The sequence below is a fragment of the Paenibacillus terrae genome (assembly GCF_000943545.1).
In the GTDB taxonomy this organism is placed as follows: domain Bacteria; phylum Bacillota; class Bacilli; order Paenibacillales; family Paenibacillaceae; genus Paenibacillus; species Paenibacillus terrae_A.
The window spans coordinates 39,335-64,164 of the sequence record NZ_JTHP01000009.1; the positions used below are offsets into that span (position 1 = coordinate 39,335).

28 protein-coding genes and 1 riboswitch are annotated in these 24,830 nt (G+C 46.8%); of the genes, 21 read left to right on the plus strand and 7 right to left on the minus strand.

Annotated features, from left to right (window positions below; translation table 11 throughout):
- The first annotated feature begins 64 nt into the window (after positions 1 to 64).
- The 3 genes from QD47_RS06925 (at position 65) to QD47_RS06935 (ending at position 3,114) form a co-directional block, all read left to right on the plus strand.
- Complete coding sequence (locus tag QD47_RS06925) at positions 65 to 814, plus strand: Cof-type HAD-IIB family hydrolase (RefSeq protein ID WP_044645437.1); 750 nt, start codon at positions 65 to 67, stop codon at positions 812 to 814.
- Positions 815 to 868: 54 nt separating this feature from the next.
- A complete protein-coding gene (locus tag QD47_RS06930; protein ID WP_044645438.1) occupies positions 869 to 1,348 on the plus strand; it encodes a DUF456 domain-containing protein in 480 nt (159 codons plus the stop codon).
- A gap of 131 nt (positions 1,349 to 1,479) precedes the next feature.
- On the plus strand, positions 1,480 to 3,114 hold the full coding sequence (locus QD47_RS06935) for a putative polysaccharide biosynthesis protein (RefSeq protein WP_044645507.1): 1,635 nt from the start codon (positions 1,480 to 1,482) through the stop codon (positions 3,112 to 3,114).
- Positions 3,115 to 3,142: 28 nt separating this feature from the next.
- On the opposite strand, the gene QD47_RS06940 is transcribed toward QD47_RS06935, so the two are convergent.
- On the minus strand, positions 3,143 to 4,432 hold the full coding sequence (locus QD47_RS06940; RefSeq protein WP_044645439.1) for a DUF2515 family protein: 1,290 nt from the start codon (positions 4,430 to 4,432) through the stop codon (positions 3,143 to 3,145).
- Positions 4,433 to 4,652: 220 nt separating this feature from the next.
- On the opposite strand from QD47_RS06940, the gene QD47_RS06945 reads away from it, so the two are divergent.
- The 8 genes from QD47_RS06945 to QD47_RS06980 all read left to right on the plus strand — a co-directional run bounded on the left by QD47_RS06945 (position 4,653) and on the right by QD47_RS06980 (position 12,818).
- Positions 4,653 to 4,997 carry a thioredoxin family protein gene (locus QD47_RS06945; protein ID WP_044645440.1) on the plus strand — a complete coding sequence of 115 codons (345 nt, stop codon included), beginning with the start codon at positions 4,653 to 4,655 and terminating at the stop codon, positions 4,995 to 4,997.
- A 196-nt stretch (positions 4,998 to 5,193) separates the two neighbouring features.
- Complete coding sequence (locus QD47_RS06950) at positions 5,194 to 6,126, plus strand: COX15/CtaA family protein (protein WP_044645441.1); 933 nt, start codon at positions 5,194 to 5,196, stop codon at positions 6,124 to 6,126.
- A gap of 253 nt (positions 6,127 to 6,379) precedes the next feature.
- Entirely contained in the window at positions 6,380 to 8,146 is a 1,767-nt protein-coding gene (locus QD47_RS06955) for a UbiD family decarboxylase (protein WP_044645442.1), read from the plus strand.
- Positions 8,147 to 8,199: 53 nt separating this feature from the next.
- Positions 8,200 to 8,919, plus strand: a complete 720-nt coding sequence (locus tag QD47_RS06960; protein ID WP_044645443.1) for a Cthe_2314 family HEPN domain-containing protein — start codon at positions 8,200 to 8,202, stop codon at positions 8,917 to 8,919.
- Positions 8,920 to 9,050: 131 nt separating this feature from the next.
- Positions 9,051 to 9,190, plus strand: a riboswitch (SAM riboswitch).
- Between the two features lie 112 nt (positions 9,191 to 9,302).
- The gene (locus QD47_RS06965) at positions 9,303 to 10,325 is read left to right on the plus strand and encodes a methionine ABC transporter ATP-binding protein (protein WP_044645444.1); all 1,023 of its coding nucleotides are present in this window, start codon (positions 9,303 to 9,305) and stop codon (positions 10,323 to 10,325) included.
- Positions 10,322 to 10,990 (plus strand): methionine ABC transporter permease, encoded by a 669-nt coding sequence (locus QD47_RS06970; protein WP_044645445.1) that lies wholly within the window; start codon positions 10,322 to 10,324, stop codon positions 10,988 to 10,990. Before QD47_RS06965 ends, QD47_RS06970 begins: the two co-directional genes overlap by 4 nt.
- A gap of 75 nt (positions 10,991 to 11,065) precedes the next feature.
- A complete protein-coding gene (locus QD47_RS06975) occupies positions 11,066 to 11,908 on the plus strand; it encodes a MetQ/NlpA family ABC transporter substrate-binding protein (RefSeq protein ID WP_044645446.1) in 843 nt (280 codons plus the stop codon).
- 145 nt (positions 11,909 to 12,053) lie between these two features.
- The gene (locus QD47_RS06980; protein ID WP_044645447.1) at positions 12,054 to 12,818 is read left to right on the plus strand and encodes an SDR family oxidoreductase; all 765 of its coding nucleotides are present in this window, start codon (positions 12,054 to 12,056) and stop codon (positions 12,816 to 12,818) included.
- Positions 12,819 to 12,910: 92 nt separating this feature from the next.
- Here QD47_RS06980 and QD47_RS06985 read toward each other — a convergent pair whose 3' ends face one another.
- Positions 12,911 to 13,156, minus strand: a complete 246-nt coding sequence (locus QD47_RS06985) for a NifU family protein (RefSeq protein ID WP_013311836.1) — start codon at positions 13,154 to 13,156, stop codon at positions 12,911 to 12,913.
- An 87-nt stretch (positions 13,157 to 13,243) separates the two neighbouring features.
- On the opposite strand from QD47_RS06985, the gene QD47_RS06990 reads away from it, so the two are divergent.
- Positions 13,244 to 13,501 (plus strand): YuzB family protein, encoded by a 258-nt coding sequence (locus QD47_RS06990; protein ID WP_044645448.1) that lies wholly within the window; start codon positions 13,244 to 13,246, stop codon positions 13,499 to 13,501.
- A 120-nt stretch (positions 13,502 to 13,621) separates the two neighbouring features.
- On the opposite strand, the gene QD47_RS06995 is transcribed toward QD47_RS06990, so the two are convergent.
- Both QD47_RS06995 and mqnE read right to left on the minus strand, forming a co-directional pair.
- Positions 13,622 to 14,689 (minus strand): NAD(P)/FAD-dependent oxidoreductase, encoded by a 1,068-nt coding sequence (locus tag QD47_RS06995; protein ID WP_044645449.1) that lies wholly within the window; start codon positions 14,687 to 14,689, stop codon positions 13,622 to 13,624.
- A gap of 268 nt (positions 14,690 to 14,957) precedes the next feature.
- Positions 14,958 to 16,064: an aminofutalosine synthase MqnE gene (gene mqnE, locus QD47_RS07000; RefSeq protein ID WP_014277863.1), complete on the minus strand. Its 1,107-nt coding sequence runs from the start codon at positions 16,062 to 16,064 to the stop codon at positions 14,958 to 14,960.
- Positions 16,065 to 16,436: 372 nt separating this feature from the next.
- Between mqnE and QD47_RS07010 the strand changes: the two genes are divergently transcribed.
- Both QD47_RS07010 and QD47_RS07015 read left to right on the plus strand, forming a co-directional pair.
- Entirely contained in the window at positions 16,437 to 16,796 is a 360-nt protein-coding gene (locus QD47_RS07010) for a HesB/IscA family protein (protein WP_014277861.1), read from the plus strand.
- Between the two features lie 242 nt (positions 16,797 to 17,038).
- On the plus strand, positions 17,039 to 17,812 hold the full coding sequence (locus QD47_RS07015) for an S-layer homology domain-containing protein (RefSeq protein WP_044645451.1): 774 nt from the start codon (positions 17,039 to 17,041) through the stop codon (positions 17,810 to 17,812).
- Between the two features lie 653 nt (positions 17,813 to 18,465).
- On the opposite strand, the gene QD47_RS07025 is transcribed toward QD47_RS07015, so the two are convergent.
- Entirely contained in the window at positions 18,466 to 18,693 is a 228-nt protein-coding gene (locus QD47_RS07025; protein ID WP_013311830.1) for a helix-turn-helix domain-containing protein, read from the minus strand.
- Between the two features lie 311 nt (positions 18,694 to 19,004).
- Between QD47_RS07025 and QD47_RS07030 the strand changes: the two genes are divergently transcribed.
- Positions 19,005 to 19,376, plus strand: coding sequence for a hypothetical protein (locus tag QD47_RS07030; RefSeq protein ID WP_044645453.1), 372 nt, complete (start codon positions 19,005 to 19,007; stop codon positions 19,374 to 19,376).
- 470 nt (positions 19,377 to 19,846) lie between these two features.
- On the opposite strand, the gene QD47_RS07035 is transcribed toward QD47_RS07030, so the two are convergent.
- Together QD47_RS07035 and QD47_RS07040 are read right to left on the minus strand one after the other, a co-directional pair.
- On the minus strand, positions 19,847 to 20,212 hold the full coding sequence (locus tag QD47_RS07035) for a nuclear transport factor 2 family protein (protein WP_044645454.1): 366 nt from the start codon (positions 20,210 to 20,212) through the stop codon (positions 19,847 to 19,849).
- Between the two features lie 82 nt (positions 20,213 to 20,294).
- On the minus strand, positions 20,295 to 21,173 hold the full coding sequence (locus QD47_RS07040; RefSeq protein WP_044645455.1) for a LysR family transcriptional regulator: 879 nt from the start codon (positions 21,171 to 21,173) through the stop codon (positions 20,295 to 20,297).
- 152 nt (positions 21,174 to 21,325) lie between these two features.
- Between QD47_RS07040 and QD47_RS07045 the strand changes: the two genes are divergently transcribed.
- The 6 genes from QD47_RS07045 to QD47_RS07070 all read left to right on the plus strand — a co-directional run bounded on the left by QD47_RS07045 (position 21,326) and on the right by QD47_RS07070 (position 24,695).
- On the plus strand, positions 21,326 to 22,264 hold the full coding sequence (locus tag QD47_RS07045; protein ID WP_044645456.1) for a DMT family transporter: 939 nt from the start codon (positions 21,326 to 21,328) through the stop codon (positions 22,262 to 22,264).
- A gap of 168 nt (positions 22,265 to 22,432) precedes the next feature.
- A complete protein-coding gene (locus QD47_RS07050; protein ID WP_044645457.1) occupies positions 22,433 to 23,047 on the plus strand; it encodes a hypothetical protein in 615 nt (204 codons plus the stop codon).
- Positions 23,048 to 23,057: 10 nt separating this feature from the next.
- A complete protein-coding gene (locus QD47_RS07055) occupies positions 23,058 to 23,402 on the plus strand; it encodes a YkvA family protein (protein ID WP_044645458.1) in 345 nt (114 codons plus the stop codon).
- Positions 23,403 to 23,432: 30 nt separating this feature from the next.
- Positions 23,433 to 23,771, plus strand: a complete 339-nt coding sequence (locus QD47_RS07060) for a hypothetical protein (RefSeq protein ID WP_044645459.1) — start codon at positions 23,433 to 23,435, stop codon at positions 23,769 to 23,771.
- A 6-nt stretch (positions 23,772 to 23,777) separates the two neighbouring features.
- Positions 23,778 to 24,068 (plus strand): hypothetical protein, encoded by a 291-nt coding sequence (locus tag QD47_RS07065; RefSeq protein ID WP_044645460.1) that lies wholly within the window; start codon positions 23,778 to 23,780, stop codon positions 24,066 to 24,068.
- A gap of 312 nt (positions 24,069 to 24,380) precedes the next feature.
- On the plus strand, positions 24,381 to 24,695 hold the full coding sequence (locus QD47_RS07070; RefSeq protein WP_013311820.1) for a hypothetical protein: 315 nt from the start codon (positions 24,381 to 24,383) through the stop codon (positions 24,693 to 24,695).
- Positions 24,696 to 24,830 lie beyond the last annotated feature (135 nt).

The following is a 24,830-nucleotide window of genomic DNA, read 5'->3' on the forward strand; positions in this document are numbered from 1 at the left end:
GGGCTTCTCTTTTTCATGGTAAAATGTCGTTGGACATAAGGGACATACAGGAGGAAGAGAACCCATGGGAGAAAACCAATATAAATACAAGCTGCTTGCGCTCGACATGGATGGAACTTTATTGAACGACAATCATGAAATTACGCTGGAAACGATCAACTGGATTAATAAGGCGATTCAAGAGGGGATTCACGTGTGCTTGTCTACCGGACGGGCGGCGATGCATGCCTTGCCTTACGGGCAACAGCTCGGCCTGGATACGCCTATGGTAACGGTAAACGGCAGCGAGGTATGGAAATCCCCGCATGAACTGTGGCGCCGTTATTTGCTTGATAAGGAGCTAGTTCGGGAAATGCACCAGATTGCTGTAGAAACCGGGTCCTGGTTCTGGGCATACTCCACTGATGAATTATTTAACAGAGATCGTTGGCCGGATACGTTGGATACACAGGAATGGCTAAAATTCGGTTTTAATACGGAAAATGACGAAATTCGTCATCAAATTTTGCTCAAGCTTCAGGACATGGGTGGACTTGAAATTTCCAATTCATCCATGACGAACTTGGAAATCAATCCGGCTGGTATATCGAAGGCCAGTGGGATTGCTGAAGTATGCGATTTGCTTGGAATTACAATGGAACAGGTAGTTGCAGTGGGTGATAGTTTGAATGATTTGGCTGTGATTCAAGCGGTTGGACTGGGTGTTGCGATGGGTAATGCACAGGATACGGTAAAAGAAGCGGCTGATCTGGTCGTAGCTTCGAACAATGAAGATGGCATCGTTGAAGTTATCCGCGATTATGTACTTGTCTAAGAGAACGAATGATGAAGCATATAGGATAATAATTGGACGAGAAGGAGGGAGCCAATGGACGTTGTAGGCTGGATTATTATTGTGGCGCTGTTCATTGTTGGCATGGCCGGGGCGGTATATCCCGTATTGCCAGGGGCGCTCGCCATCTATTTTGCATTTTTTGTGTACGGCTGGTTTTTCTCGTTCGCTGCTTATAACGCATGGTTTTGGATCATACAGACGCTTATCGTCGTTGCACTATTTGTTGCAGATTATGCCGTCACTGCGTGGGGAGTGAAACGATTTGGCGGCTCGCGTCTGTCCACGATCCTTAGTACCATTGGGATTATTATCGGCCCTTTTGTTATTCCGGTGTTTGGTCTGATTTTAGGGCCGTTTATTGGCGCTGTGCTGGGTGAACTAATTAGCAAGGCCCCGCTGGATCGAGCGATTAAAGTGGGCTTTGGTTCTGTATTAGGGCTGTTTACCAGCACCGTGATGAAAGTAATTTTACAGCTTGTCATGATTCTTGTATTCTTGATTTGGGTGTTCTAGTTTAACATCCTATGCTTGTGATTTGCAGAGACAGAATCGACATGCGGCTCCGCACCGGTGATGGCTCAGGCCATGACTGCTTTGCGGAGCTTTTGCATGCGTGTCAACAGCAAGAAAGAAGGGAACGCATTTTGTCCAATAAAGAAACATTTCTTAGAGGCACGCTTATTTTAGCCGCAGCCGCCTTGGTGGCGAGAGTGCTGGGTCTGGTGCAGCGAGTTCCGTTAGAGCATTTGCTTGGTTCCGTAGGGAACGCCTCGTTTACGATTGCGAACAATGCTTATTTAATGTTGCTCACGGTGGCTACGGCGGGTATTCCAAGCACGTTGAGCAAAATGGTCTCCGAACGCTACGCGCTGAATCGGCCTTCAGAAGCACGACGTGTGTACCATGCGGCGTTGCTGTTTGCGGCGGCGGCGGGCATTATCATTACGGTGGTGCTGTATTTTGGCGCGCCTTATTTTGCCGAGCATGTGGCGGGAGTTCCTCAGTCGGCCTTGGCTATTCAGGCATTGGCACCTGCCTTGCTGCTGTTTCCCGCCATTGCCATGATGCGTGGGTACTTCCAAGGGCGCGGTAACATGACCGCGGGCGGTATTTCACAAATTGTGGAGCAAGTCGCACGGGTGGCTACTGCAATTTTGCTCGCTTTTATTATTTTGAAGCTCGGTTATGGAGATCGCGAGGTTGCGGCGGGGGCATCGTTCGGGGGTGTCATGGGAAGCTTTGGCGCACTGGCAGTTATGCTGTATTACATGGTGAAAATGCGTCGCCAGGATCGTCAGGATCGACAAGAGCAATTCCAGGAGGAAAGCTCCGCACTGCCGATGATGCGCATTTACAAAGACATTTTTACGCTGTCTATTCCAATTGTATTGTCTTCTTTGACGGTTCCGGCCGTTAACTTTATTGATACGTCGATTGTGGTTAGACTGCTGTCCGTCCAAATTGGCTTGGATCAGGCGACCACCCAGTTGGGTTATTTGGGAGCACGTGCGCAGAGTGTCGCGGGAATTCCGCCGATTTTGGCTATCGCGCTCAGTCAATCGCTCATTCCGATCATTTCGGCGGCCTTTGCCCGCAAGGATGAACAGCATTTGCAAAATCAGATGACGCTGGCCTTGCGGATCTCTATTTTGACCGGAATGCCGATTGTGCTGGCCTTGTGTGTAACCGCCTATTCCATCAATGGCTTACTGTTCAGTTCGCTTGGAGGCAGCGGGATTATCGCTGTTCTGACACTCGGAACGATATTCCAGATCACGATGATGACCTCTAACTCGATTTTGATCGGTATGGGCAAACCGCGTATTTCAATGGTTAATGTCTTGGTCGGTATCGTTGTTAAGCTGGCTGCGAGCTGGTTGCTGGCTGGTTGGCTCGGGATTTACGGCATCATTGCCGCAACCGGATTATGTTTCCTTGTGATTACGCTGCTGAATTTGCGTGTGCTCAAAGGCATCGTATCCTTCTCCATCATGGGCCGTCGCTGGGCAGGCTTTCTGACCGCAGTCGTGCTCTCGGGAGTCATTGGATATGGTGTGAATGAGGCTTGTATTCTGCTGGTTCATATCATGCCTGCACGTGTGGCCTTCTTCATCGCATGCTGTATTGCCGGGGCGGCTGTACTGGTATGCTATTTGGTGTTGCTGGTTGTGCTGCGCGTACTGCGCAGGGACGAGTTGGGTAACTACCCGCGTGTGTTGCAAAAGGTACTGCGTCCACTGATGCGTCTCCAGCGTGAGTCCACAGGGCAACGAGGCTAAAAGAAGTATAGGCAGCCCTCCAGCTTTTTTAGTGGAAAGGCCGCAGGCTGGCATGAGCGTCATGGGCCATCGCTGTTTTTTGGATGCCATGGCGGTGCTCATGCCGCATGGCAAATAACAGCGGTCGCTTTGGTTCGCTGAGATGCCCAAGCGTGGATCCGTCCTGAAACCAGTCGTAACGGGGGATCGGATCATAAGCCGTATCCGACCAGACAGCGTTCAGCTTGGGGCTATACAGGCGTTGTTCTTGCGGTAGCCATTTATGCGCCAAGAGCGCTGCACTCTCTTCAGGGGAGCGCAGCGCTTTTTGTTTGTCCGGAGTGAACAGTCCCGGCCAATAGTCGCTGCGTGAGCCAGTGTGGGGCACGCTGGTAGCGAATGCTGTTACTTGATCCAGCACCTGCTGGTGTCCAAACAGCATGGCATACAGGCTTTTACCAAAGCCAATCCGTTCATCCAGATGGCCAAAGCGCTCCATTACAAGTCCGGCGAGCCCCCCGTTTAGTCCGAGCGGAAATATGATCTGATTCAACTGGAGCCAATCGTGCAAATAAAAGCCCGGCTTGTGCATCACAAATTTTTGGAAATATGGATCTTTCACCACCCGGCCTTCAATATAGTTTTGTTCATTGATGATCAGGGCTACGCTTAAGAGAGAGCTGTCCCGCCAAGCCCAGAAACGTTCCCAGAAGGGTCTCATGAATGGTGATACATGGAAATGGGGCAGCAAATGAAAGCAGCTTCGGCCCAAATGACGGCTGTGCATGTATAGTTGCAGCTGTGGGTAGGCGTCCTGAAAAATAAGGGCATTGCAGCGCTCCAGCAGCCGATATAACCATTCCTTCTCTTGTTCGCCGAACAGACTGTCGATCAGACCGCCCTTCAAATCGGTCATGTTATAGCCACCATTGCGAGAAACCAGGTGAGCCAGCAGCGCCCAATGCAACTCGGGGTAGCCATGATAGCACTCCAGGTAAGCGGCTGTACGGGTGATGTTGCTGCGATTTTCCTGTGCCGTATCGTTCTTGATCCGCTCGACTAGCTCGCAGTCCGTTTCACATAAGGGCATATTCAGAGAAGAGGGACGGGATGCGGGTGCATTCACCAGCATCAGCGCTTCGGCTTCATCCATGGCGGCCTGTGCGGTATGGTAATCCCACGGTAGCTCACGCAGCGGATAGCGCAGTTTGCGGGACTCGGTCCAGGCCGCCCGCTTGCCCTCCCAAGCTTCCTCCGCAGCACGTGGTACGGAACCGAGCAGCTTTAGCCCACCCTGAAGCTGACGTGATGCCACATGGAACCATTCGGTGAGAGACATACTTGATAACCTCCTTTCAATGATGAGAACACTCCGTACCCGTTAAGTATGTTGGGATGTACTAAGTGTGCTCTTAAGTTTATATGGTTAGTATGTCTCGATGGCAGGGCTTCCAATCGGTGATACGGGAATAATAGGGGAGTGTGCAAAAGCGCCACTTGGCGTTACAATAGAGAGCACAAGCTCTTTTTTACAAACAGAATTCAAGGAGGAATAATCCATGCAAAAGATCGTCTCTCATGAAGACTTTAATAAGGCAATATCCACTTCTGGCGTAACAGTAGCTGTGTTTAAGGCGGACTGGTGTGGGGATTGCCATTTCATTGATCCGTTCATGCCTGATGTGGAGCAACAATATGCAGACAAGCTTACATTGATTGAAATTGATGTAGAGCAGGCCGAAAGTGTCAGCCAGGAGCAGAATGTGTTGGGTATTCCCAGCTTTATCGCTTACAGTGAAGGGCGCGAGCTAGTGCGTCTGGTAAACAAACTGCGCAAATCCCGTGAGGAAATCGAGCAATTTTTGGATCGGGCAGTAGAAGTACACGCCAGCTTGGCTAAATAATTGATGTTGTGGAATTCTATTCATTAGGGCATTCAGAAAGCCGCTTCCTTCCAAAGGGGGCGGCTTTCTCACGGACACGTTCACATTTTGTCAACAAAGCACGTATGTCAAGGAACGATATATCAGTTATAATTATTTTAAGTAATCATTTCACAACATTATGAAGTGAATAAATATTATATTTGGAAGGATACGGGTGAATTCTTTGAATAACAAAATCAGAATATTAAAGTGGCTTGCACTCGTAACATGTATTGTCATGTTTCTGGCTACCTTCGGTGGAGGCGTCGTGACGCGGACGGATTCGGGGCTGGGCTGCGGACGTGAATTTCCGCTTTGTAATGGCAAGCTGGTTCCGGCGCATACGATCGCATCAGTTATTGAGTTTACGCATCGCTCTGTTAGTGCCATGGCTGGCATACTCTCCATTGCCTCTTTTGTTGGCTTTTTGCTGTTTATGAAGCATCGTAAGGATTTACAGTTATTCTCGTTGCTGACGTTAATGTTTGTCATAATACAAGGAGCGATGGGGGCACTGGCTGTCATCTTTTCTCAATCTGCTGCAGTCATGGGGCTGCATTTTGGCTTTGCGCTTATCGCTTTTGCCAGTGCGACCATGATGACGCTGGGGGCCTGGCAGGAGCATGCGGATTCACGCTACACCCCGCGTCTGATTCCTGGGCCTGTCAGTCGGGGCTTTCGTAACTTTATATGGCTATCGACGATTTATACCTATATTGCTGTCTATTCAGGGGCGTTGCTTAGTCACTCGGTCATCCAGAAGGTTGTAAATATTGGGGGCTTCATATCTCCGCTGCTGCTTCATCAGATTTCAGCTGGTCTGCTGTTCGTCATTATCTTGGCTGTGGGTCACTACTCATACCGTTATCACCCGAATCACCGGGATATCCGTATATTGGGTGTCGTATCGGTCTTGTTAATCTTGCTTCAAGTGGTGATTGGAATTATCTTGTTGTACGTCAACAGACCTGAAATCTACATGTTTATCGTGCTGGGACATATGCTGGTGATTGCATCGTTGTTCTCCATCTTGGCTTATCTGAGCTATCGGGTATGGCAGTTGTCGCCGGATCGCAACATTGTTCGGACGCACACACAGCGCACTTAAGTAGTTCATTTATGGTTGGTGAAACGGATATTTTGCCCAAGTGGCGTTGAAGCACGTATAATAGCATATAAGGATTTTGCAAAAATCCACAAAGCGACTTGTCATCAGCAATAGATAGATCAAAATGATTGTATCCGTCTATATATTGTACCCTTGGAGCGACTGGAACCGAATTTTGCAAAATCCTGTATAAGAAACAAACCTGGCCCGCGAGTTACTCGAGGGCTTGATTTGCTTAGGAGGAATCGTCCAGTTGATCTACCAGAATTTGCGCCAATTTATTGAAGCGCTACGTAAAGAAAATAATCTTCAAATAATAGAAGCACCTGTCGATCCTTATTTGGAACTGGCCGAAATTCATCGGAGAGTTATTGAGGAAGAAGGCCCGGCATTGCTGTTCACCAATGTAAAAGGTACCCCGTTCCCTGTAGCCAGCAATCTGTTTGGCACAAACCGTCGTGTGGACATGGCCTTTGGCCCTCGCCCGGAGCAATTGATGGATGCGATTGTAGGGGCGACCAAAACATTGCTTCCACCCACACCCAAGGCTTTGTGGAATGAACGTGGACTGATTAAGGACATGCTAAAAGTAGGGCTGAAAACGGTATCCCATAGCGAGGCTCCTGTACTGGGAGTTCGCCGTACGGATGCTCCGCTGGCTCCACTTCCAAGAGTGACGAGTTGGCAGGATGACGGGGGGCCGTTTATCACGCTTCCGCTCGTATATACCGAGAAGCCGGGTCAGTCCAAGGATCATAATTTGGGCATGTATCGCATCCAGATTTATGATGATCAGACGACCGGGATTCATTGGCAAATTCATAAAGGCGGCGGCTTTCATTATCATGAAGCTGAGCTGCGTAATGAACCGTTGCCGACGACAGTTATTATCGGCGGGCCACCAGCCCTGATTGCGTCCGCGATTGCTCCGGCACCGGAAAATCTGCCTGAGCTGCTGCTTGCCTCGCTCATTATGGGCGGCAAGCTGCCGATGACGGAGGACCCGCTCGGCGGTCACCGGATTCCGGCAGAGGCCGAATTTGCAATCAGCGGCTACGTGCCGCCTCATGAACGCCGTCCGGAAGGACCGTTTGGAGATCATTTTGGCTACTACTCCTTACAGCATGATTTCCCTGTATTTCATGTCAAGCATATGTACCACCGCAAGGATGCCATTTATCCAGCGACCATTGTAGGTAAACCACGGCAGGAGGATTACTATCTCGGAGAATTTTTACAACGTCTGCTGTCACCTGCCTATCCGCTTGTGATGCCTTCCGTCAAGTCGCTGTGGGCTTACGCAGAAACGGGCGTACATGCATTGGCAGCGGCAGTTGTGCGTGAAAGCTATTCCCGTGAAGCACTGGTCTCAGGCTTTACCATTTTGGGACAGGGCCAATTGTCGTTAACCAAATTCCTGATGCTCACGGATCGGGTCATTGATTTATCCGACTTTAACCTGCTGCTGGAAACCATTCTGGAGAGATTTAATCCGGCGACAGATTTGTTTATTTTCAATCATACGTCTCACGATACACTTGATTATACGGGCCGCAAGCTGAATCACGGCAGTAAAGCGATCCTGATGGGTGTAGGTGAGCCTATACGTGAACTGCCTCGAGCCTATGAAGGTGGCGACCTGCCGGGTATTCGCGAGATTGAGCCGTATTGCGGAGGCTGTCTCGTCGTATCCGGTGCGTCCTTTGAGCAGGAGCCTGAGTTGGCGGCGCGGGTACTGGAGCGTTTGGCTGCGGGTGAGCAGGAATGGCCACTTATCTTTATTGTAGATGATGCCAAGGAAGTCGTTCGCTCACAAGCATCATTTTTGTGGACGGTGTTTACGCGATTTAACCCGGCTACGGATATGTATGCAGATAGCGAGGTGCGTTTGCATCATTTGAACTACAAGCTGCCAATTGTAGTGGATGCGCGTATGAAGCCGGGCTACCCGGATGAAGTGCTGCCGCGCGAGGATATTGTTAAGCTTGTAGACCAACGGTGGACGAGTTATTTCGCTTGACGCCCTAGCCAACCCAACAACCGGATTTTACATTCATAAAAGGAGGCGTGAGCATGATACGCAAGCTGCTAGGCGAGCCGCCACGTGTGAACAAGGGCATCCTGCTGGATGCTATGAACAGCATGTCAGACATGCTGAAACTGCTGGAGCGGCAAATTCAGGCCAGTGGAGATCCGACTCATGCTTTTCGCAAGGCGGATATTTTGACACGCGGCCTGATGTCATCTTTGGATGAGCTGGAGCAGAGCCATCATGCTGCCGCCTTTTTCCGAACGAAAGTCAAAGCCGGATATGCCGAGGATATGAGTGTTAATGAAAAATCGGATTATGCGTTGTACGTATTCTTTTATAAGGATGGGTTTGTGAGGGTATTTTCCATTTTGGATAAGCTCGGGAACTGGCTCAATGATTTGTATGATCTGAAAACAGGCGAGTATAAGCCGCATTATTCTTATTTTACCGTGCTACGGCAATTCAGGTATTTGAAAATGCATCCTGCAATGACCGACGATCTGAATGATATCAAGGACTCATACACTGACGCGATCAATCGGCTGCGCAAGCGGCGTAACACGGAAATACACTATATGAATACGGAAATGCAGGATGATCTCTGGCAACGGCATCGTGCTTTGTACGGCAAGATACAACTGGAGGATTTGGATCATCACCTGGAGGATTTGAAGCAAGGCCTGGAGATGGTGAACCGTTCCTTGACAACTGCCTTTCGTTATACGGTGAAACAATGGGAGAACCGGGAAGCTCGCCCATAATTATGTGAGAAAATATCCTTTGACAAAGCTATGTAAACTATCTATACTGAAATCTAGTTTCAGAAAAATGCTTGAATTATGATTTTAAATATAAACTTAACGGACAGCTAAAGCTGGAGTTTAACATATTTTTCTTATCCAGAGAGGTGGAGGGACTGGCCCGATGAAGCCCGGCAACCCGTTCTTTCCCGGTGTAACACACCGGGAGGGGACATGATGGTGCTAATTCCTACAAAACCGCTAGAGTTATAGCGGTTTTGACAGATGAGAAAAGGTTCGCATAGCGGGGCCCTTTTCATTCTGTGAAAGGGGCTCTTTTTGTATCATCATAGAGATGAACGTCGCTTAAAAGGGTAAGGAAGAGTGAAGGGGGTCGCAGCACGTTGATAGAGCTTAAACAATTAACCAAGCATTATGGCAAAGGCAGCCGACGCGTTAGTGCGCTGTCAGGTTTGAATCTTTCCATAGAGCGTGGTGAAATATTTGGAGTCATCGGTCATTCCGGAGCGGGAAAAAGTACGCTGATCCGCTGTATTAATTTATTGGAACGTCCGACCTCGGGCGAGGTATGGGTAGATGGCGTGAATCTCGCCACGGTAAGCCAATCCCAGTTACAGAAACAGCGTCGTAAAATCGGAATGATCTTTCAGCATTTTAATTTGTTATCCTCGGCGACGGTATATGACAATATTGCCTTTCCGTTGCGTCTGGTGAACACGCCCAAGCAGAAGCTGAACCAGAAGGTTCGTGAATTGCTGGAACTGGTGGGTCTGGAAGAGCACAGCGAAAAATATCCGTCACAGCTCTCGGGCGGACAGAAGCAGCGGGTAGGTATTGCACGGGCGCTTGCCAGTGATCCTCATGTACTGCTGTGCGACGAGGCGACCTCGGCGCTTGATCCACAGACGACAGGGTCCATCCTGAAATTGCTGTTAGACATTAACCAGCGTTTTAATTTGACCATCGTGCTGATTACGCATGAAATGCATGTCATTCAAAGCATCTGTGATCGTGTCGGCGTCATTCATCAGGGCGACATCGTGGAGCAAGGTCCGGTGGCAGAAGTATTCCTCAAGCCGCAGCATCAGGTGACCAAGGACTTTATCCAGCGGGAGTCTGAGCATCCCGAGGAGCTGCAAGCAGCGATTGCAGCAGCAGGAGGCGGCGAATCGGCCCATGTTGTACGGATTTCATTTTTGGGCAGCAAGACATACGATGCGATTCTGTCACGAACGGCTCGTAGTACCGGCGTTGATTTTGCGATCTTGCAGGGAACCATCTCCACGATTAAAAATGTACCCTATGGACAGCTTATCGTCCGTTTTGAAGGAAATCAGGAGGATATTGAGCATACGCTGCGCGAAGTGTCCGGTCAGGGACTTGATGTGGAGGTGATCGGACAATGAGTGAACTTGATTTTTCGCAAGTGAGTTGGGAAGAACTAGGTAACTCTACATTAGAGACACTCCAGATGCTCGGTGCATCTGCGTTGTTCACCCTTATTATTGGTTTACCGCTCGGGATTTTATTATTTCTGGCAAGCCGCTCTTCATGGAGTCTGATGAAGGTGATATACGTTGTACTTTCCTTTATCGTAAACATTTTGCGGTCCGTACCGTTTATTATTTTGATTGTTGCACTAATTCCTTTTACGCGGTCGTTGGTTGGTACCTCTACCGGGGTGCTGGGTACGATTCCACCGCTGGTCATTGGCGCTGCGCCATTCTTCGCCCGTCTCGTAGAGACGTCATTGCGCGAAGTAGACAAGGGTGTTATCGAGGCTGCACAAGCCATGGGCGCCTCTACAGGTCAGATTATTAGGCGGGTGCTGTTGCGTGAGGCACTGCCGGGTCTGCTCGCCGCATTAACGATTACCGTCGTTACGCTCGTATCCTATACAGCAATGTCCGGTATGATCGGGGGCGGTGGTTTGGGTACACTGGCTATCAACTACGGATACTACCGTTATGAAACGGCTGTAATGATCGTTGCGGTCATACTGATGGTCGTACTGGTGCAATTGCTGCAAATGGCGGGAGACCGTCTGGTGCGGCATTATACTCGAAAATAGGGAAACCATATAGAAATCCTTATTGATCAGGGCGTCTGAATCCTGAACATCACAATTCATTGGAGGGGTAATAACATGAAAAAATGGGTATTGGCCGTATTAAGCTTGACATTAATTGCGGTATTGGCTGCTTGCGGCACGAAAAGCACGACATCCGATACAAACAATGCGACCCAAAATACTGGTGGGTCACCACGTGAAGTCGAGCTGAAAGTTGGTGCTTCTCCTGTGCCACATGCGGAAATTTTGGAAGCGATCAAGCCTCAGTTGGAAAAAGAGGGCGTTCGTCTTCAAGTCGTTCAGTTTAACGACTACGTACAACCGAACGTACAATTGTTCGACAAGCAACTGGATGCTAACTTCTATCAACATGTACCATACATGGATGTTATGAACAAAGAGCGCAAAATGGACCTGGTTTCTGTGGGCGCGGTTCATCTCGAACCATTCGGTATCTACTCCCAAAAATATAAAAAGCTTGATGAAATTCCGGACGGTGCTACCGTAGCCATCCCGAACGATGCAACCAATGGAGGTCGTGCATTGTTGTTGTTGGAGAAACAAGGTCTGATCAAGCTGAAAGACGCAAGCAACATCGAAGCAACCGTAAAAGATATTACAGAAAACCCGAAAAACCTGAAATTCAAGGAGCTGGAAGCGGCTATGCTGCCACGTCAGTTGCCTGAAGTGGACATTGCTCTGATCAACACGAACTATGCTCTGGAAGCGAAGCTAAACCCGACGAAGGATGCACTGGCATTGGAAGATAAAGATTCTCCATATGCTAACGTTCTGGTAGCACGTCCTGATAATAAAGATTCCGAAGCGATTCAAAAGCTGATCAAAGCGCTGCAATCCCCGGAAACTAAAAAATTCATTGAAGACAAATACCAAGGCGCGATTATCCCGGCATTTTAAGCTGGACACAAGAACGCTTTGAACCCCAACCCCGAATTCTCATAAACAAGAGGATTTGGGGTTTCTTTTTTGCTTGGAGTTGTGGGCGAAGCGTAAATATTTTATACTTGGGGGTGACCGTTCTCTGTGAAGAGGAGGAAAACTGTTGAGACACAAAGTCGCACTTATAACGGGCAGTGCCAAAGGATTAGGTAAAATGACCGCTCTGCGTCTGGCTGATGAAGGCTGTGACATTGCACTAAACTATGTGCATAGCCAAACGGAAGCCGAAGAGCTTAGGCAGGTGATTGAAGCCAAGGGAGTACGCTGTCTGTCTTTGCAAGGGGATATTTCGATTCAGGAAGATATTACAAGGCTGATCAGTGAAGTACAGGATCGGCTGGGCGGCGTAGATATTATGGTAAATAACGCCGGACCGTTCATTCGGGAACGTCGCTTGTTTGCGGATTACAGTGTAGCCGAGATTCATACCATGATTCAGGGGAATCTGGTCGGTACGATGCTGCTGGATCATCTGGTATTACCTCATATGCGGAACCAGCAATGGGGACGTATTATTCATTTTGGCTTCGGTCATGCTGGAGAAGCACGAGCTTGGCCGCATCGCGCGGTATACGCAGCCGCCAAGGTGGGGCTGGTGTCATTTACGAAGTCACTGGCTGTGGAGGAAGCTCCTTTTGGTATCACGGTCAATATGATTTGTCCCGGGGATATCCGGGGGGCGAACAAGGAAAAGTCAATTGCCGACGTCATCGGCTTGCAGGATAAAGAGACACCGCGCGGACGCCCGGGGAGTGGAGAGGATATTGCGCGAGTGATTGCTTATTTGTGTGATGAGCATTCAGATTTTATAACGGGTAATATTATGGATGTGTCGGGAGGGCTGGACCCGATTCGGCCGATCATATAAGGGATTAAGATCCAGTAGACCCCGTCACACAAAAAAGAGTCTTGAGCTTCGTTACCGAAGTCAAGACTCTCATGATCATTATGCATCAAGCATTAGAATACTTGTACCACTTCTTGGACGCCGTCGACTTCTTCGAGAAGAGCGCGTTCAATCCCTGCTTTCAGCGTGATTGTGGAACTTGGGCAACTGCCGCAAGCGCCTACCAGCTTCAGCTTAACGATGCCGTCTTCTACATCAACCAGCTCAACGTCGCCACCATCGCGTTGCAGGAACGGACGAAGCTTATCCAGTACATCCGCTACTTCATCATACATTTGAACGCTTTGTGTTTCGCTCATTAGAATTCAACTCCTTTCCTATACCTTATTTATTATATTACAAAGCGGGCCAAATTAAAATGCCCGTCGTCCAAAGCAGGTGAAAAAATGTTAAGACCCATCATTGAATTTTGCACCAGCAATATGCATTTTGGCACCGATGAATTGATGTCCAGACTGGAGCAAAATCCGGATTACGACGTCATTGAATACGGCTGTCTCAGCAATTGTGGTCAGTGTAACGCAGAACCGTATGCGATGGTCAACGGCGAGATTGTATCTGCCGATTCAGCAGAGCTGCTGTACGAAGTGATTATGAACAAAATCAAAGAAGCCGAGGCATGGGATAACCTTGATCTGGACTAGGATGTTAATCATTCGTCAGCCTGCTTCGTTCTATCTATGATATATGCACCGTCCATACATGTTTAAAACAAAGAAGACCCGCTCCCATAGCAGGTCTTCTTTGTGTGTTGTACCAACAGATTAGCCAAAATGGCGTTTGGATTTCCAGAGCACGCCGCTTTTGAGCAGGCGGGGCACACGACCACGTAGCGAGGTGCTGCCCATAAAACCATAGCCGAATCCGGCTTTCTTGCCAAGCGCACCCAATGTGCCACGCAGCTTCAAAGGATGCGGGTGAGGCGTGTGGCCTTTCCACAGGTCGTGTACAATGTGTGCAATCTGCTCACCTTGCACCTCGGCCGCCTGAGCACTTGGGGAGTAGGGGAGACTGGCGCAGTCTCCAACTACATACACCTCGGGATGATCCGGAATTTGGTAATATTCATTTAGCACAATGCGGCCCTGAGGATCTTTGGGCACAGCTAAATCCTGCACGATTTTCACGGGTTGAATCCCGGCAGTCCATACAACCGCATCCGTCACAATTTCTTCATCATGGTTGTAAATAGCGCCCGGCTCAATGCGGCAAACCCCGACATGATTTAACGCATCGACTTGATGCTCCTTAAACCAGGCATGCACATAGGCAGACAAACGCTGCGGGAATGCCGACAGCACCCGCTCGCCCCGATCCATAATGGTAATATTCAAATCCGTGCGGCTTTCGCGCAATTCCGCAGCAATCTCAACACCGCTCAGACCGCCACCTACAATATGCACATGTCCGTATGGCTTGATTTCATTCAGGCGCAGATACGTTTGACGTGTATTGTTAAAGGACTGGATGGTACAGCTATGTTCTTCAGCCCCTGGTGTATTGTGAAAACGGTCCGTACAGCCCAGTGCAATCACAAGCTGTTCATACGGCAAAGGCTCGCCGTCCTGAAAATGTACGATTTTATTTTCCAAATCCATCGAGGTGACTTCTCCGTATTTGCGAATGAGCCGTTGTTCATCGGGAAAATGCACACGTAAATCAAAATCAGATACCGTACCCGCTGCGAGGGCGTAGTATTCTGTTTTCAATCCCTGAAAGGGCATCCGATCCACTAAAATGACTTGAACATCGTCGGGAATATGTTTATTTAGTAATTCCTTGGCAATGGTAAGGCCACCGTAGCCGCCTCCCAGAATAACGAAATTTTTCATCAAAATCCGCCGTCCTTTCGCTGCCGTGTCCCCGGCAAATGGTCTGGTGCCTCATCAGGAAACCTTGTTCGCCTTCAAATTACGTCTTATCCCGGCGACATGCAAATTCAATGTTTCCGATCAGACACAGGTTTTTTGTTGTTATAAAACCCGGGTTCCCGGCCCGCCTATAGGCAGGCAGACCAGAAAATTCCGAGGCAGCTTGACGCTGCATAGTGTGAGGTATGGGGATAAAATGCACGCGGGAAATCCGAATCTGATATGGCTTTTATTCGAAAACTTCGATTTCGTTATAGAAGGTGTCCCGTTCAACCGGGATGCGTCCGGCACCTTTGACCAGCCAGATCAGCTCTTTACGGGTCAATCCGGCCGGGGTCAGTGCACCTGCGGCATGGCTGATTTGCTCGCGCACAATCGTGCCATGGACGTCCGATGCGCCAAAGGTCAGAGCAACCTGCGTCAATTGCGGGCCAATATTAATGAAGTAAGCTTTAACATGATCGATATTGTCCAGCATCAGGCGGCTGATTGCAATCGTTTTGAGATCCTCGTAAGCGGAGTTGCGGCGCATGATGTTGGCATTTTTGCTTTTCGGCTGCATGGACAGTGGAATAAATACCATAAATCCGTTCGTTTCGTCCTGCAATGCACGGATTTGCAGCATATGTTCAATACGATCCTCGTAGGATTCAACCGAACCGTACAGCATTGTCGTATGGGTTCTCATGCCGAGATTGTGAGCCGTGCGATGAACCTCAAGATAGCGATCTACATTCGCTTTGGTGACACGCATCTTTTGGCGATACTCATCCGATAAAATTTCTGCGCCACCGCCGGTCAGCGTTTGCAGACCTGCCTTTTGCAGCTCCTGAAGCACTTCCTTAATGCTCAAGCCGCTAATACGTGTGAAAAAGTCAATTTCCGCTGCGGTGTAAGCTTTGAGTGTAACGTTGGGGTACTTTTCATTTAGCGCCTTCAATGAGTCTACATAGTATTGGAAAGGCACATGATTATTATGACCACCGACGATATGAAATTCTCTTACCCCCGGATGGATGTGTTGCTCTACATAATCAATCATTTCCTGCCCGGACAACGTATAAGAGCCGTCCTCCCCCTGATCCTTGCGGAAATTGCAGAACGCGCAGCGCGCTTCGCATACATTGGTGAAGTACAGGCTCATGTTTTCGATAAAATAAACCTTTTTTCCGTTCTTGCGTAAATTAGCTTCGTTAGCCAACTGACCCAGTGTGAGGATATCGTCAGTTTCATACAAATATATACCGTCTTCAAGGTTCAAACGAATACCGTTCTGTACCTTTTCTACAATTTCCGCCATTCTGCGGTCTGTAAAAGGTGTAACTAATGTGGACATGCCTATTCCTCCTTCAAGTTGCTCTGTGCGAGGCTGTCCGCCAAATCAGCGGCACAAGCGCTAGGTGCGCACAGGATGTCCCGTTCCGTCGGTAAGAATCCGGCAGCGCGGATATACGATATGTGAAAAATGTTACAATGCCAGGCTACAATGATGAATGTCTCAAAATATCGCCTTTGAAATGACAAATTTCCGACAGTTTCTTTTACACACTCTTCACCTATTATAAACCTCACACCACCTGTGTTCAATACAAACGAATAGAAAAACAGGTCTTTAAGCCTGTAAGGGAAGGACATTCCATGACTTGAGCACCTGCAAATAGTGGAGTATACTGAAGGAGAACATGAAGTAAAAGAGGAGGATGGAGTCATGATTAACATCACCGATTCCGCTGCCGAGCGCTTGAAAGATATGCTGGAGCAGCAGGAAACGCCGAATATGTTTTTGCGTCTGGGTGTTACGCCGGGCGGTTGCACCGGATTCTCGTATGCCATGGGCTTTGACGACAACGAGACGGATCAGGATATATATATGAACGTACAGGATATGAAGATTGTAGTGGAAAAGGAAAGCATCCGCTACCTGGACGGTCTGGAAATCGACTTTGAAGAGTCTGGTATGTCAGGCGGTTTTACCATTCATAATCCGAATGCAATCGCTACCTGTGGTTGCGGTTCAAGCTTCCGTACAGCTACGGATGCAGGGAAGCCGAACGAAGAGCCTTGTTAATTAATGTTTTTCGAGTGGTGGTCTGAATTATAGAAGCCTAAATGTCAGGATGGTTCCCTAAAAACATGCGTTTAGGTTGCGGATAACGGCCTTTGTGACGGGATTTTACTCGTTGCGGAGGTCGTTTTTGTGTTGTTTTTTCTGTTTATTATCATCATTTGCTTTTGAGATGCCGATATAACATGGAGTTCTGGAGAACTATTTTCTACATAAATTTTACCTAAAGGAAGTGGCAAGAGAAGATGTTGAAAAAGAAATGGCTTATCACTCCGCTGGTTGCGGTGGCACTGTTTTTTAGTCAATCCGCATTCGCGGCAAATACGTTTACTGATGTGAACGGGACAAAATATGAATGGGCTGCCGAATCCATTCGTTCGATGGTCGACAAAGGCGTTGTCAAGGGCTATGCGGATGGGACCTTCAAGCCGGGCAAAACCATAACGAAAGCGGAATTTGTAAATATGTTTCACAAGCTTTTTCCAGAGATCAATCATTCGTCCGGAAAAGCTTCAGAATTTGTTGATGCGCGTAAGCACTGGGCGAATAAAGATTTTGCAGCATTATTCAATGGGGATTATGTTTGGGGCTTCACTGAAAGAGTAGGAGGCAAATATCCAAACTATCAATTCTATATCAATCCCGACAAACCGCTGACCCGCTGGGATGTTATGATGATTGCTTCCGTTCGGACGGATTATACGAATCAGACTCTTCATCCTGAGATCAAGGAAGTAATCTCTGCAGCTGCGCAGTATAAGGATATAAAAATTCGTAAGGCGAATTACAATGACAATTACTCGTTCAGCTATCCAGTAATATACATCGACACGACTCAAGAGGAGCCCTATTATGATGGAGATTCCCAAGATCAAAAGGCAGAAGCATTCTACACCCTGACTAATATGGGCGTCCTTACCGCCAATGATGGATACCTTCACCCCAAAGCGCTAGTCACACGGGCTGAAGCGGTTACCATTTTACAGCGTTTGTACGAAGCGACAAAGCAATCGAAGTGATTTTTAAAGCAATAGTAGGATCAGACGAAAGCAAAGAAATGATCTAACTATAAATGAAGGCCTCTATAGCGGTATAGTCGTATACTATATTGCTATAGAGGCCTTTTTGAATGTGTTTAAGAAACTTTATTTAAGATCATTATCACTACGTGTGGATTGGACAAATTTACTCAGGGCATTAAAAAAGGCAAATACAACTGTAAAAAGTAAGAGTGCTATGGGTTTAATTTCAATCTCAGAAAAAACACTATATAGAACTAAAAATGCAAAAAAGAGCACTGAGGTATTTATGTTTTGTTTTGTGTAAATCGATTTTATAAAGTGCATTTTATCACTCTCCATTTTATTATAAGTGATTACCCTGGCATGACGTATAAAGCAGTGGAGCAACCAATCAAAAGATCGAATATATAAATGGAACTTAAAAGAAATGGAACTTAAAAGTTACTTTAGTGCCACTCCGCAGACGGATGGTGCTTCCCATCGCCACCGCCCCCGGATTTCTTGAATAAAGCTTATAATTGGGTAGAAATCCGGGGACAAAAGCGACCGCTTCGCTTGTACAGCACCATTCCGTCTTCTCCGCTTTTCATGTACATTTCTTAAGTTTAGCCAGTGCAGACGAAAATTACTTAACAAAAATAGGACCGCTTTTATAGGCGATCCTTCTCAGAATTTTCAATTACTATGAGTTCAGATATATCATCAATTTCAAGTGCATCCGCGATTTTGATAAGTGTTTTTAGATTTATTTGTTCACGAATGTTCCGTGACATTTCTGATATAGCCGCCTGACGAACACCAGATAGTTCGGAAAGTTGAGTTTGCGTAAGTCTCCGCTGTGTCAAAACTTCGTTCAATTTAAGCCGAATCGTTCTCATATGTACACCATCCTCCAGCCCATTATATCCAATATACGAATATCCGTAAAATAGATGTTGACTTTATACTGAAAGCCGTATATATTATTACTCATAAACGTATATACGAATTTTAGTATAAAAAATTAATTTTCTCTCAATATTGTTACTATTTGATCACTTGGTACTTTGTTCTATAACAATGATTTAGGGAGTGAAGGGGGGGGGGCGTTATGTTTTCCAAATCATTCATACAGTAATCATGTTTATGCTGGATATCAATACAATACATAATTAAATCAGTAATATTATAAGGTAGGGGGATTTATTTTATGAGCGAATCTGTTGAATTGAAAAGAGTTGCCATGGTATATGGACCTGATGATGATCCTCATATGTATGAACTATTTGAGGGAGTCCTGTATGATCGTAGCTATTTCTTTTATATTGAACATGGAATATTGTATCTGCGACATGTACGAAAGTTAGAACAACCGGATCATCCGTATCTTTATGTGGATGGGGAAAGTGGGGGGCTACAATTAGCAGAGAATGTACAACGTAAGATTATGGAGGTCGTTACAGAGCTGATCGAGCGTTTGCGTAGTAAGGATGGATTGACGTTTTTACTGGATGAACTGCTATGGCTACAAGGTCGAAGTCATATTGAACTTAACCTCGTGAAAACTAAGGGAAATCTGTAAGCCAGTATTGTTTTTCTTATGGCTCCTTCTATATTCCAATTATCCCATTTATGCTATAATGATTTGGACAAAATAACCGGTGGGGAAGATGCGGCGAAGCTAGCCCGAGAGGGGGTGACGCCGTGTCATTTGATCTAATCGTGAAGGTTCTTGACGTTGTGCTAAAGTTGGTCAGTATTACTACTGGCCTGAAGGCTTTGGTTCAAGCCTGGAAACAATCACGTAAAGACAAGAAAAACCACCGGGAATAGGTTAGGCGCCTAGCTATCCGGTGATTTTTCGTACGCAGTATGAAATTCTCGCCGTGGTCGCCCACCGGCCTTTGTCAGAAAGTCGCGATGTGCAACCATCGCGGCTATTCTTATTTTACCCACGTATCATATGATATATGACACGTAGTACGTGATGCATTTTCTGCTTATAGTATAGCATAGCGCTATTCTTTTTTCTACAAATGGTGTAAGACTTAGCTATTTCACCGTGCTACAATGCCCTGAAATGATCTTCAACGCTCCATCCATATCGTGCCAAACACGGGTATAGCACATTTCATCTTCAATGGGTTCATTACCTACCGTTCCTCGTAAAGAAACTCGCGTCACAGTTACCGCAGTACCATCCAGCGGAATCACCTTTTGATCCAGAACTTGAATATCCGTAAAATGTAAAAGACCTGAACGGTGAGCCTCCAGATCCGCTTCTTTGTTCAACATCTGTCCAAAGTGATTTACAAATATAAGATCATCATGAATCAGTTCATCCAGGACCTTCACATCACTGGACAGCATGGCTTTACGAAGCTTCTCTTCATGTTCAATAATTTGATTTTCCTGCATCTGAATAGACCCCCTTATGATTACGATCAGTAAGTATTTAGGAAACATTATACATCTGCCAAAATCTCGTTACCAATGCCTCCTAATTTGTCACATCTGTAAACAGCTCCTGCGCGGTGTGCACAAATAACTGTACAGCCAGAGAAGCATTGTGAAGGGATGGCACGGCGATACCGATCTGGCGCGTAATCAGGGGGGTGGTTTCCTTGACGGTCAGATCATGGGGGAATGTGGACAAGGAGAGGGCAGAGACGATTCCCATACCCAGTCCTTGTCGAACCATGCTGACCAGGGTGCTGACATTGTGAGTGGTGAAACGTGCCTGCAACTGGCTTTGTTCACGCTCAAAGCCTTCCATAATGGCAACCTCATGTCCGCCTTTACAGAAGATCATATCCTGCTGGTTCAAGTCCCGAATGGCGATTCTGCTTTGTGATTGCAAAGGGTGACCGTCCGGCAGGAGGATAACCATATTATCCTGACATAAAGGGATGACATCCACCTGCGGATCTGGCAGCAGAATGATGCCTGCTTCAATCTCTCGGTTATGCAGCCATTCCTTAACCTCATTCGTGGAGCCTTCATGCAGATCGAATATGAGATTCGGGTAATGCTGGCGAATATGATGTATGATGGGGGGCAGAAAATAGGCGGATGCCGAAGGGAAGGCTCCGATGGTGATGGTGCCAACGTCGAGCCCTTTTTCGGCGGCGACCTGCTGCTCCACCTTTTCCATGCTTTGCAGCATCATGCGGAATTGCAGCAGTACCTTTTGCCCGATATCTGTCAGCAGTACGCCTTTTTTCCGGTCACGCAGCAATAGCTGGACACCTAGTTCACTCTCAATACTGGCGATGGCATGGCTGACTGCGGGTTGTGTCATATGCAGCTCATGGGCAGTTTGGGTAAAGTTTAGCGTTTCAGCTACGCAGACAAAGATCATGATTTGGGTAATGGTCATAAGCGAAAAGTTATCTCCCTTATCGAAAACATTCATTTTATTTATTAGTGCCCACAGTATACGCTAGTAAAGTAAAGCTTTGCAAATGGCTGTAAATGACTATAGCCGTATGAAATGAGCGATGATCATCGCTAGGGGAGAGGAAGATATCTATGAAAACATTAACACCTAAAGCTACGCTGTGGCTTGTATTGATATTAGTGATGGTATGGGGAATTAACTGGCCGTTGACCAAGCTGGCTCTGCCGGATACACCGCCGATTTTATTTTCAGGCATCCGTACACTGTTAGGCGGGCTAATCCTGCTTCTGTTCGCTATGCGTCACAGGGAAACTTTGCGTTTGAGACAGAATGCGTGGACGTATCTCGTTCTGGCGATATTTAATATTGCAGGCTACTATGGCTTGCAGACAGTGGGGCTACGGTATTTGCCTGCCGGGTTATTTTCCACTTTAGTATTCCTCCAGCCGATCTTGCTTGGATTGTTCTCCTGGTTGTGGTTGGGTGAGCGCATGTTTCCGATGAAGGTCATTGGACTGGTTCTTGGCTTTGGCGGGGTGATCGTGATTAGCTCCGGCGGGATGGCAGGGCATTTGTCCGTCTTGGGTATCATGCTGGGGCTGGCCTCTGGACTGTGTTGGGCGCTCGGAACGATTTATATGAAGAAAAAAAGCAAGCAGTTGGACTCCATTTGGGCGGTGACGATGCAGCTCATTTTTGGGGGGATTCTACTTAATGGGATTGGACTTACCACGGAGAAATGGAGCGATATTCATTGGAGCCCTTCCTTTATCGGTATCTTGCTGTTTATATCCGTATTCGTGATTGCGATGGGCTGGATGATTTATTTTAAACTGCTTGACAACGGAGAAGCAGGAACGGTCGGCTCCTATACGTTTATGATTCCGGTGCTGTCTACGATCTTCAGTATGGTGATGCTCAAGGAGTCGCTTACTCTGACATTCGTGGTGGGATTGGTGCTGATCGCGGGCAGTGTGTATCTGGTGAATACGGCTTTACCGGGAAAACGAGGCAACCGAAGCTCAAGGGCCAATGAAACGAAATCCTGTACAAATAAATCCATTTCATAATACCCTCAGTAGCTTTAATAAAGAGTACATGTAGTATACATTTCGTTGGCTTAATCATTTATGAAATGGATTCAAATAAATAGAGAATGCGAAAGTAGGAAGAATATACTAGATTATAAAAGGGGGTCATAGTAAAATATGACTATGTAAATAGAGAGGAAGTTTGCTATGGGGGAATTAAGCAGTCATACTCAGTCTGTGGAGCCGCAATCACAGGCTGTTCGTAAGCTCGCAGTTGTAGCCACGGTCATTTCAGGAATAGCTGTACTCGGATGTATTACCTTGGCGTTATGGAATTATAATCTGACTGCAAAGGTAAATACTTTAACTACAGCGAATGCTTCACTCAACAAGACAACGCAAGCATTGACAAAGCAACAAAAGGATACAGAGGCGCTGCTGCAACAGGTTAGATTAGCAGCCAACCTGTCGTCCATATCGCATGCATTGGAGCAGACTTCCGTCGTTACTAATGATTTTGTATTGGAAAAAGTGACCTTTAATGTAGCAGAGAATGGTACGTTGAAGGGTGTGCTTTTAAATGTGAACAATCAACCGAATCTTGGTTTGGGTGGTGCTTATCAAGGTTATGGTAAATATAATATGGCTTCTTCTACTTTGACGAAGAAGGCGGAGGAAGTCATAGACATAGCTATGAAACAGTATGGTACGTCGGACAAGATTCCGGTATGGGATAAAAATACGAAGGTGGAAATGACGGTACAAAATTATGAACTTGGAAAGCGGGAAGGTGGAATTTTCAAGCTTGCCAGTCAGAAATAGGAGGTACCTTATGAAGGATTTTGATGTAACTAAAGCCAAGTATGATCCGAAGCAGGAAGAACAGGTGAAAAAGGGATTTTTCAAAAAGGTGAAATCCACGGCCGGGAAGGTTCCTTTTGTGAAGGATGCGGTGGCCATGTACTATTGTGCGATAGATCCTGAAACGCCTCTTTATGCCAAAGGGGTGGCCTTCGGGGCCTTGGCGTATTTTATTTCTCCATTGGATGCGATATCGGATGTCATTCCGATGCTGGGCTTCACGGATGATGCGGGTGTCGTGCTGGCGGCCTTAAAAGTGCTGGACATGCATATCAAGCCTGCCCACCGGGAGAAGGCGAACGAATTTCTTTCTTGAGTAATGCTTAAAGAGCGGGGGAGCTAAAGAATGGATAGGTACACGTCTACAGCGAGGGAACGCTGGCAGATGAGACAGAGTGAGCCGCAGCCGCAGGGCTGGGTGCTTGCTTTGTTTGGCTGGATTTTTGCAGGATTGGGGCTACTATTAAGTATTTTAGTCATTGGTAATCTGTCGGCTATTCTGGGTTTAGTCTTCGGCATTTTGACGAAACGGATAGAGCAACGTAATACACAGGGCATCCTGATTATCGTTTTAAGCTCCGTTGGGATCGGCATCGGGTTGTTGATTTTTATTATTTTTGCAGCACAAGGTTTTGTGGAAGGCCTGATAAGAGGTTATAATGAGCATTATCAGTCAGGGAGGTAAACAGCATTGAGCGTCATTATTTCACAGCAGATATCAGCAACGGGCGTGAAGGAATATACGAAGGTGATTAAAACACTTGATTCCCATTTTACACCTTTGGTTGGACAGAAAATCAGGGATACGGCTTTTGGCGATATGCAATATTATGATGTCGAGGACGTGTTTATTGATCTGGCAGAGAACGAATATTGGGTGATTTTACCTGCTGTTCTGCTGCATACCGATGATATCGAGGATGTACGGGATGCGGTGCGTGAGTATCGTTCACATGGTTGGGAATGTACAAAACCTTTGTAAATGCATGCTGCATAAGCATCTGTACGGAAACGTCTTTCTTTTGCGAGATAGGCGTTTTTTTATGTATTTATGTATAAAATCTTCCTAATGATTGGCATGAAAAGAAAGAATTAATGCTGAAAATGCGCAATTTGTATCATTTTTTATCATAAAACGACAGGTTGGGAAATGAAAACGCACTTAATGTGTTATACTTAGTATATCAAAGGACAAGAGTCTAAAACGACCGGTAAGGCCCTTTCTTTGAAGAGCCTCGTAAGGTTCAACGTTTATCCAAAATAAATGGTCAAAAGGAAAAGGGGAAATGCTAACGTGAGAGTGAATTTGAAATTTACGAACAAAGGGCAAGTTGCAGTCGAGAAGTTCAACAATGAGGAGCTTATCGAAATCTTTACCCGCTACATTAAAACGTTAAGCAAGAAGTATGATATCTCGGTTACTGTACCGGAAGATCTGAATGAGCAGATCTTGGCAGAGGGCACGGTGAAGGTCGTGTTGGATAAGATTAATTGTGACATGGACGCTTTTTTCAAAGAGCTGAGCCGGGATATCAAGGTGCCACTGGTCAAAAGATTGGGTACCAAACTGGATAACGTGTTTAAGACCGAGGTCGTGGAACAGAACTAAGGACAAGGAACAGGCGAGTCTGAATGATGATTCGCAATATGAAATCATAAAACCTCCCGAATGGGGCGCATGGCTAGGCAATGTGCTCGTTCGGGAGGTTTTATATGTTTAAACTGCTCTATTCAGCATGAAAAC

Excerpts from the sequence above, each read along its gene's own strand:
- QD47_RS06925 (WP_044645437.1), top strand. The coding sequence starts at position 65 with ATGGGAGAAAACCAATATAAATACAAGCTGCTTGCGCTCGACATGGAT.
- QD47_RS06975 (WP_044645446.1), top strand. The coding sequence starts at position 11,066 with ATGAAAAAATGGGTATTGGCCGTATTAAGCTTGACATTAATTGCGGTA.
- QD47_RS06940 (WP_044645439.1), bottom strand. The coding sequence starts at position 4,432 with ATGTCTCTCACCGAATGGTTCCATGTGGCATCACGTCAGCTTCAGGGT.
- QD47_RS06930 (WP_044645438.1), top strand. The coding sequence starts at position 869 with ATGGACGTTGTAGGCTGGATTATTATTGTGGCGCTGTTCATTGTTGGC.
- QD47_RS07015 (WP_044645451.1), top strand. The coding sequence starts at position 17,039 with ATGTTGAAAAAGAAATGGCTTATCACTCCGCTGGTTGCGGTGGCACTG.
- QD47_RS06985 (WP_013311836.1), bottom strand. The coding sequence starts at position 13,156 with ATGAGCGAAACACAAAGCGTTCAAATGTATGATGAAGTAGCGGATGTA.
- QD47_RS06970 (WP_044645445.1), top strand. The coding sequence starts at position 10,322 with ATGAGTGAACTTGATTTTTCGCAAGTGAGTTGGGAAGAACTAGGTAAC.
- mqnE (WP_014277863.1), bottom strand. The coding sequence starts at position 16,064 with ATGTCCACATTAGTTACACCTTTTACAGACCGCAGAATGGCGGAAATT.
- QD47_RS07060 (WP_044645459.1), top strand. The coding sequence starts at position 23,433 with ATGGATAGGTACACGTCTACAGCGAGGGAACGCTGGCAGATGAGACAG.
- QD47_RS07050 (WP_044645457.1), top strand. The coding sequence starts at position 22,433 with ATGGGGGAATTAAGCAGTCATACTCAGTCTGTGGAGCCGCAATCACAG.
- QD47_RS06960 (WP_044645443.1), top strand. The coding sequence starts at position 8,200 with ATGATACGCAAGCTGCTAGGCGAGCCGCCACGTGTGAACAAGGGCATC.
- QD47_RS07030 (WP_044645453.1), top strand. The coding sequence starts at position 19,005 with ATGAGCGAATCTGTTGAATTGAAAAGAGTTGCCATGGTATATGGACCT.
- QD47_RS07055 (WP_044645458.1), top strand. The coding sequence starts at position 23,058 with ATGAAGGATTTTGATGTAACTAAAGCCAAGTATGATCCGAAGCAGGAA.
- QD47_RS06945 (WP_044645440.1), top strand. The coding sequence starts at position 4,653 with ATGCAAAAGATCGTCTCTCATGAAGACTTTAATAAGGCAATATCCACT.
- QD47_RS07035 (WP_044645454.1), bottom strand. The coding sequence starts at position 20,212 with ATGCAGGAAAATCAAATTATTGAACATGAAGAGAAGCTTCGTAAAGCC.
- QD47_RS07010 (WP_014277861.1), top strand. The coding sequence starts at position 16,437 with ATGATTAACATCACCGATTCCGCTGCCGAGCGCTTGAAAGATATGCTG.
- QD47_RS07040 (WP_044645455.1), bottom strand. The coding sequence starts at position 21,173 with ATGACCATTACCCAAATCATGATCTTTGTCTGCGTAGCTGAAACGCTA.
- QD47_RS07045 (WP_044645456.1), top strand. The coding sequence starts at position 21,326 with ATGAAAACATTAACACCTAAAGCTACGCTGTGGCTTGTATTGATATTA.
- QD47_RS06995 (WP_044645449.1), bottom strand. The coding sequence starts at position 14,689 with ATGAAAAATTTCGTTATTCTGGGAGGCGGCTACGGTGGCCTTACCATT.
- QD47_RS06990 (WP_044645448.1), top strand. The coding sequence starts at position 13,244 with ATGTTAAGACCCATCATTGAATTTTGCACCAGCAATATGCATTTTGGC.
- QD47_RS07025 (WP_013311830.1), bottom strand. The coding sequence starts at position 18,693 with ATGAGAACGATTCGGCTTAAATTGAACGAAGTTTTGACACAGCGGAGA.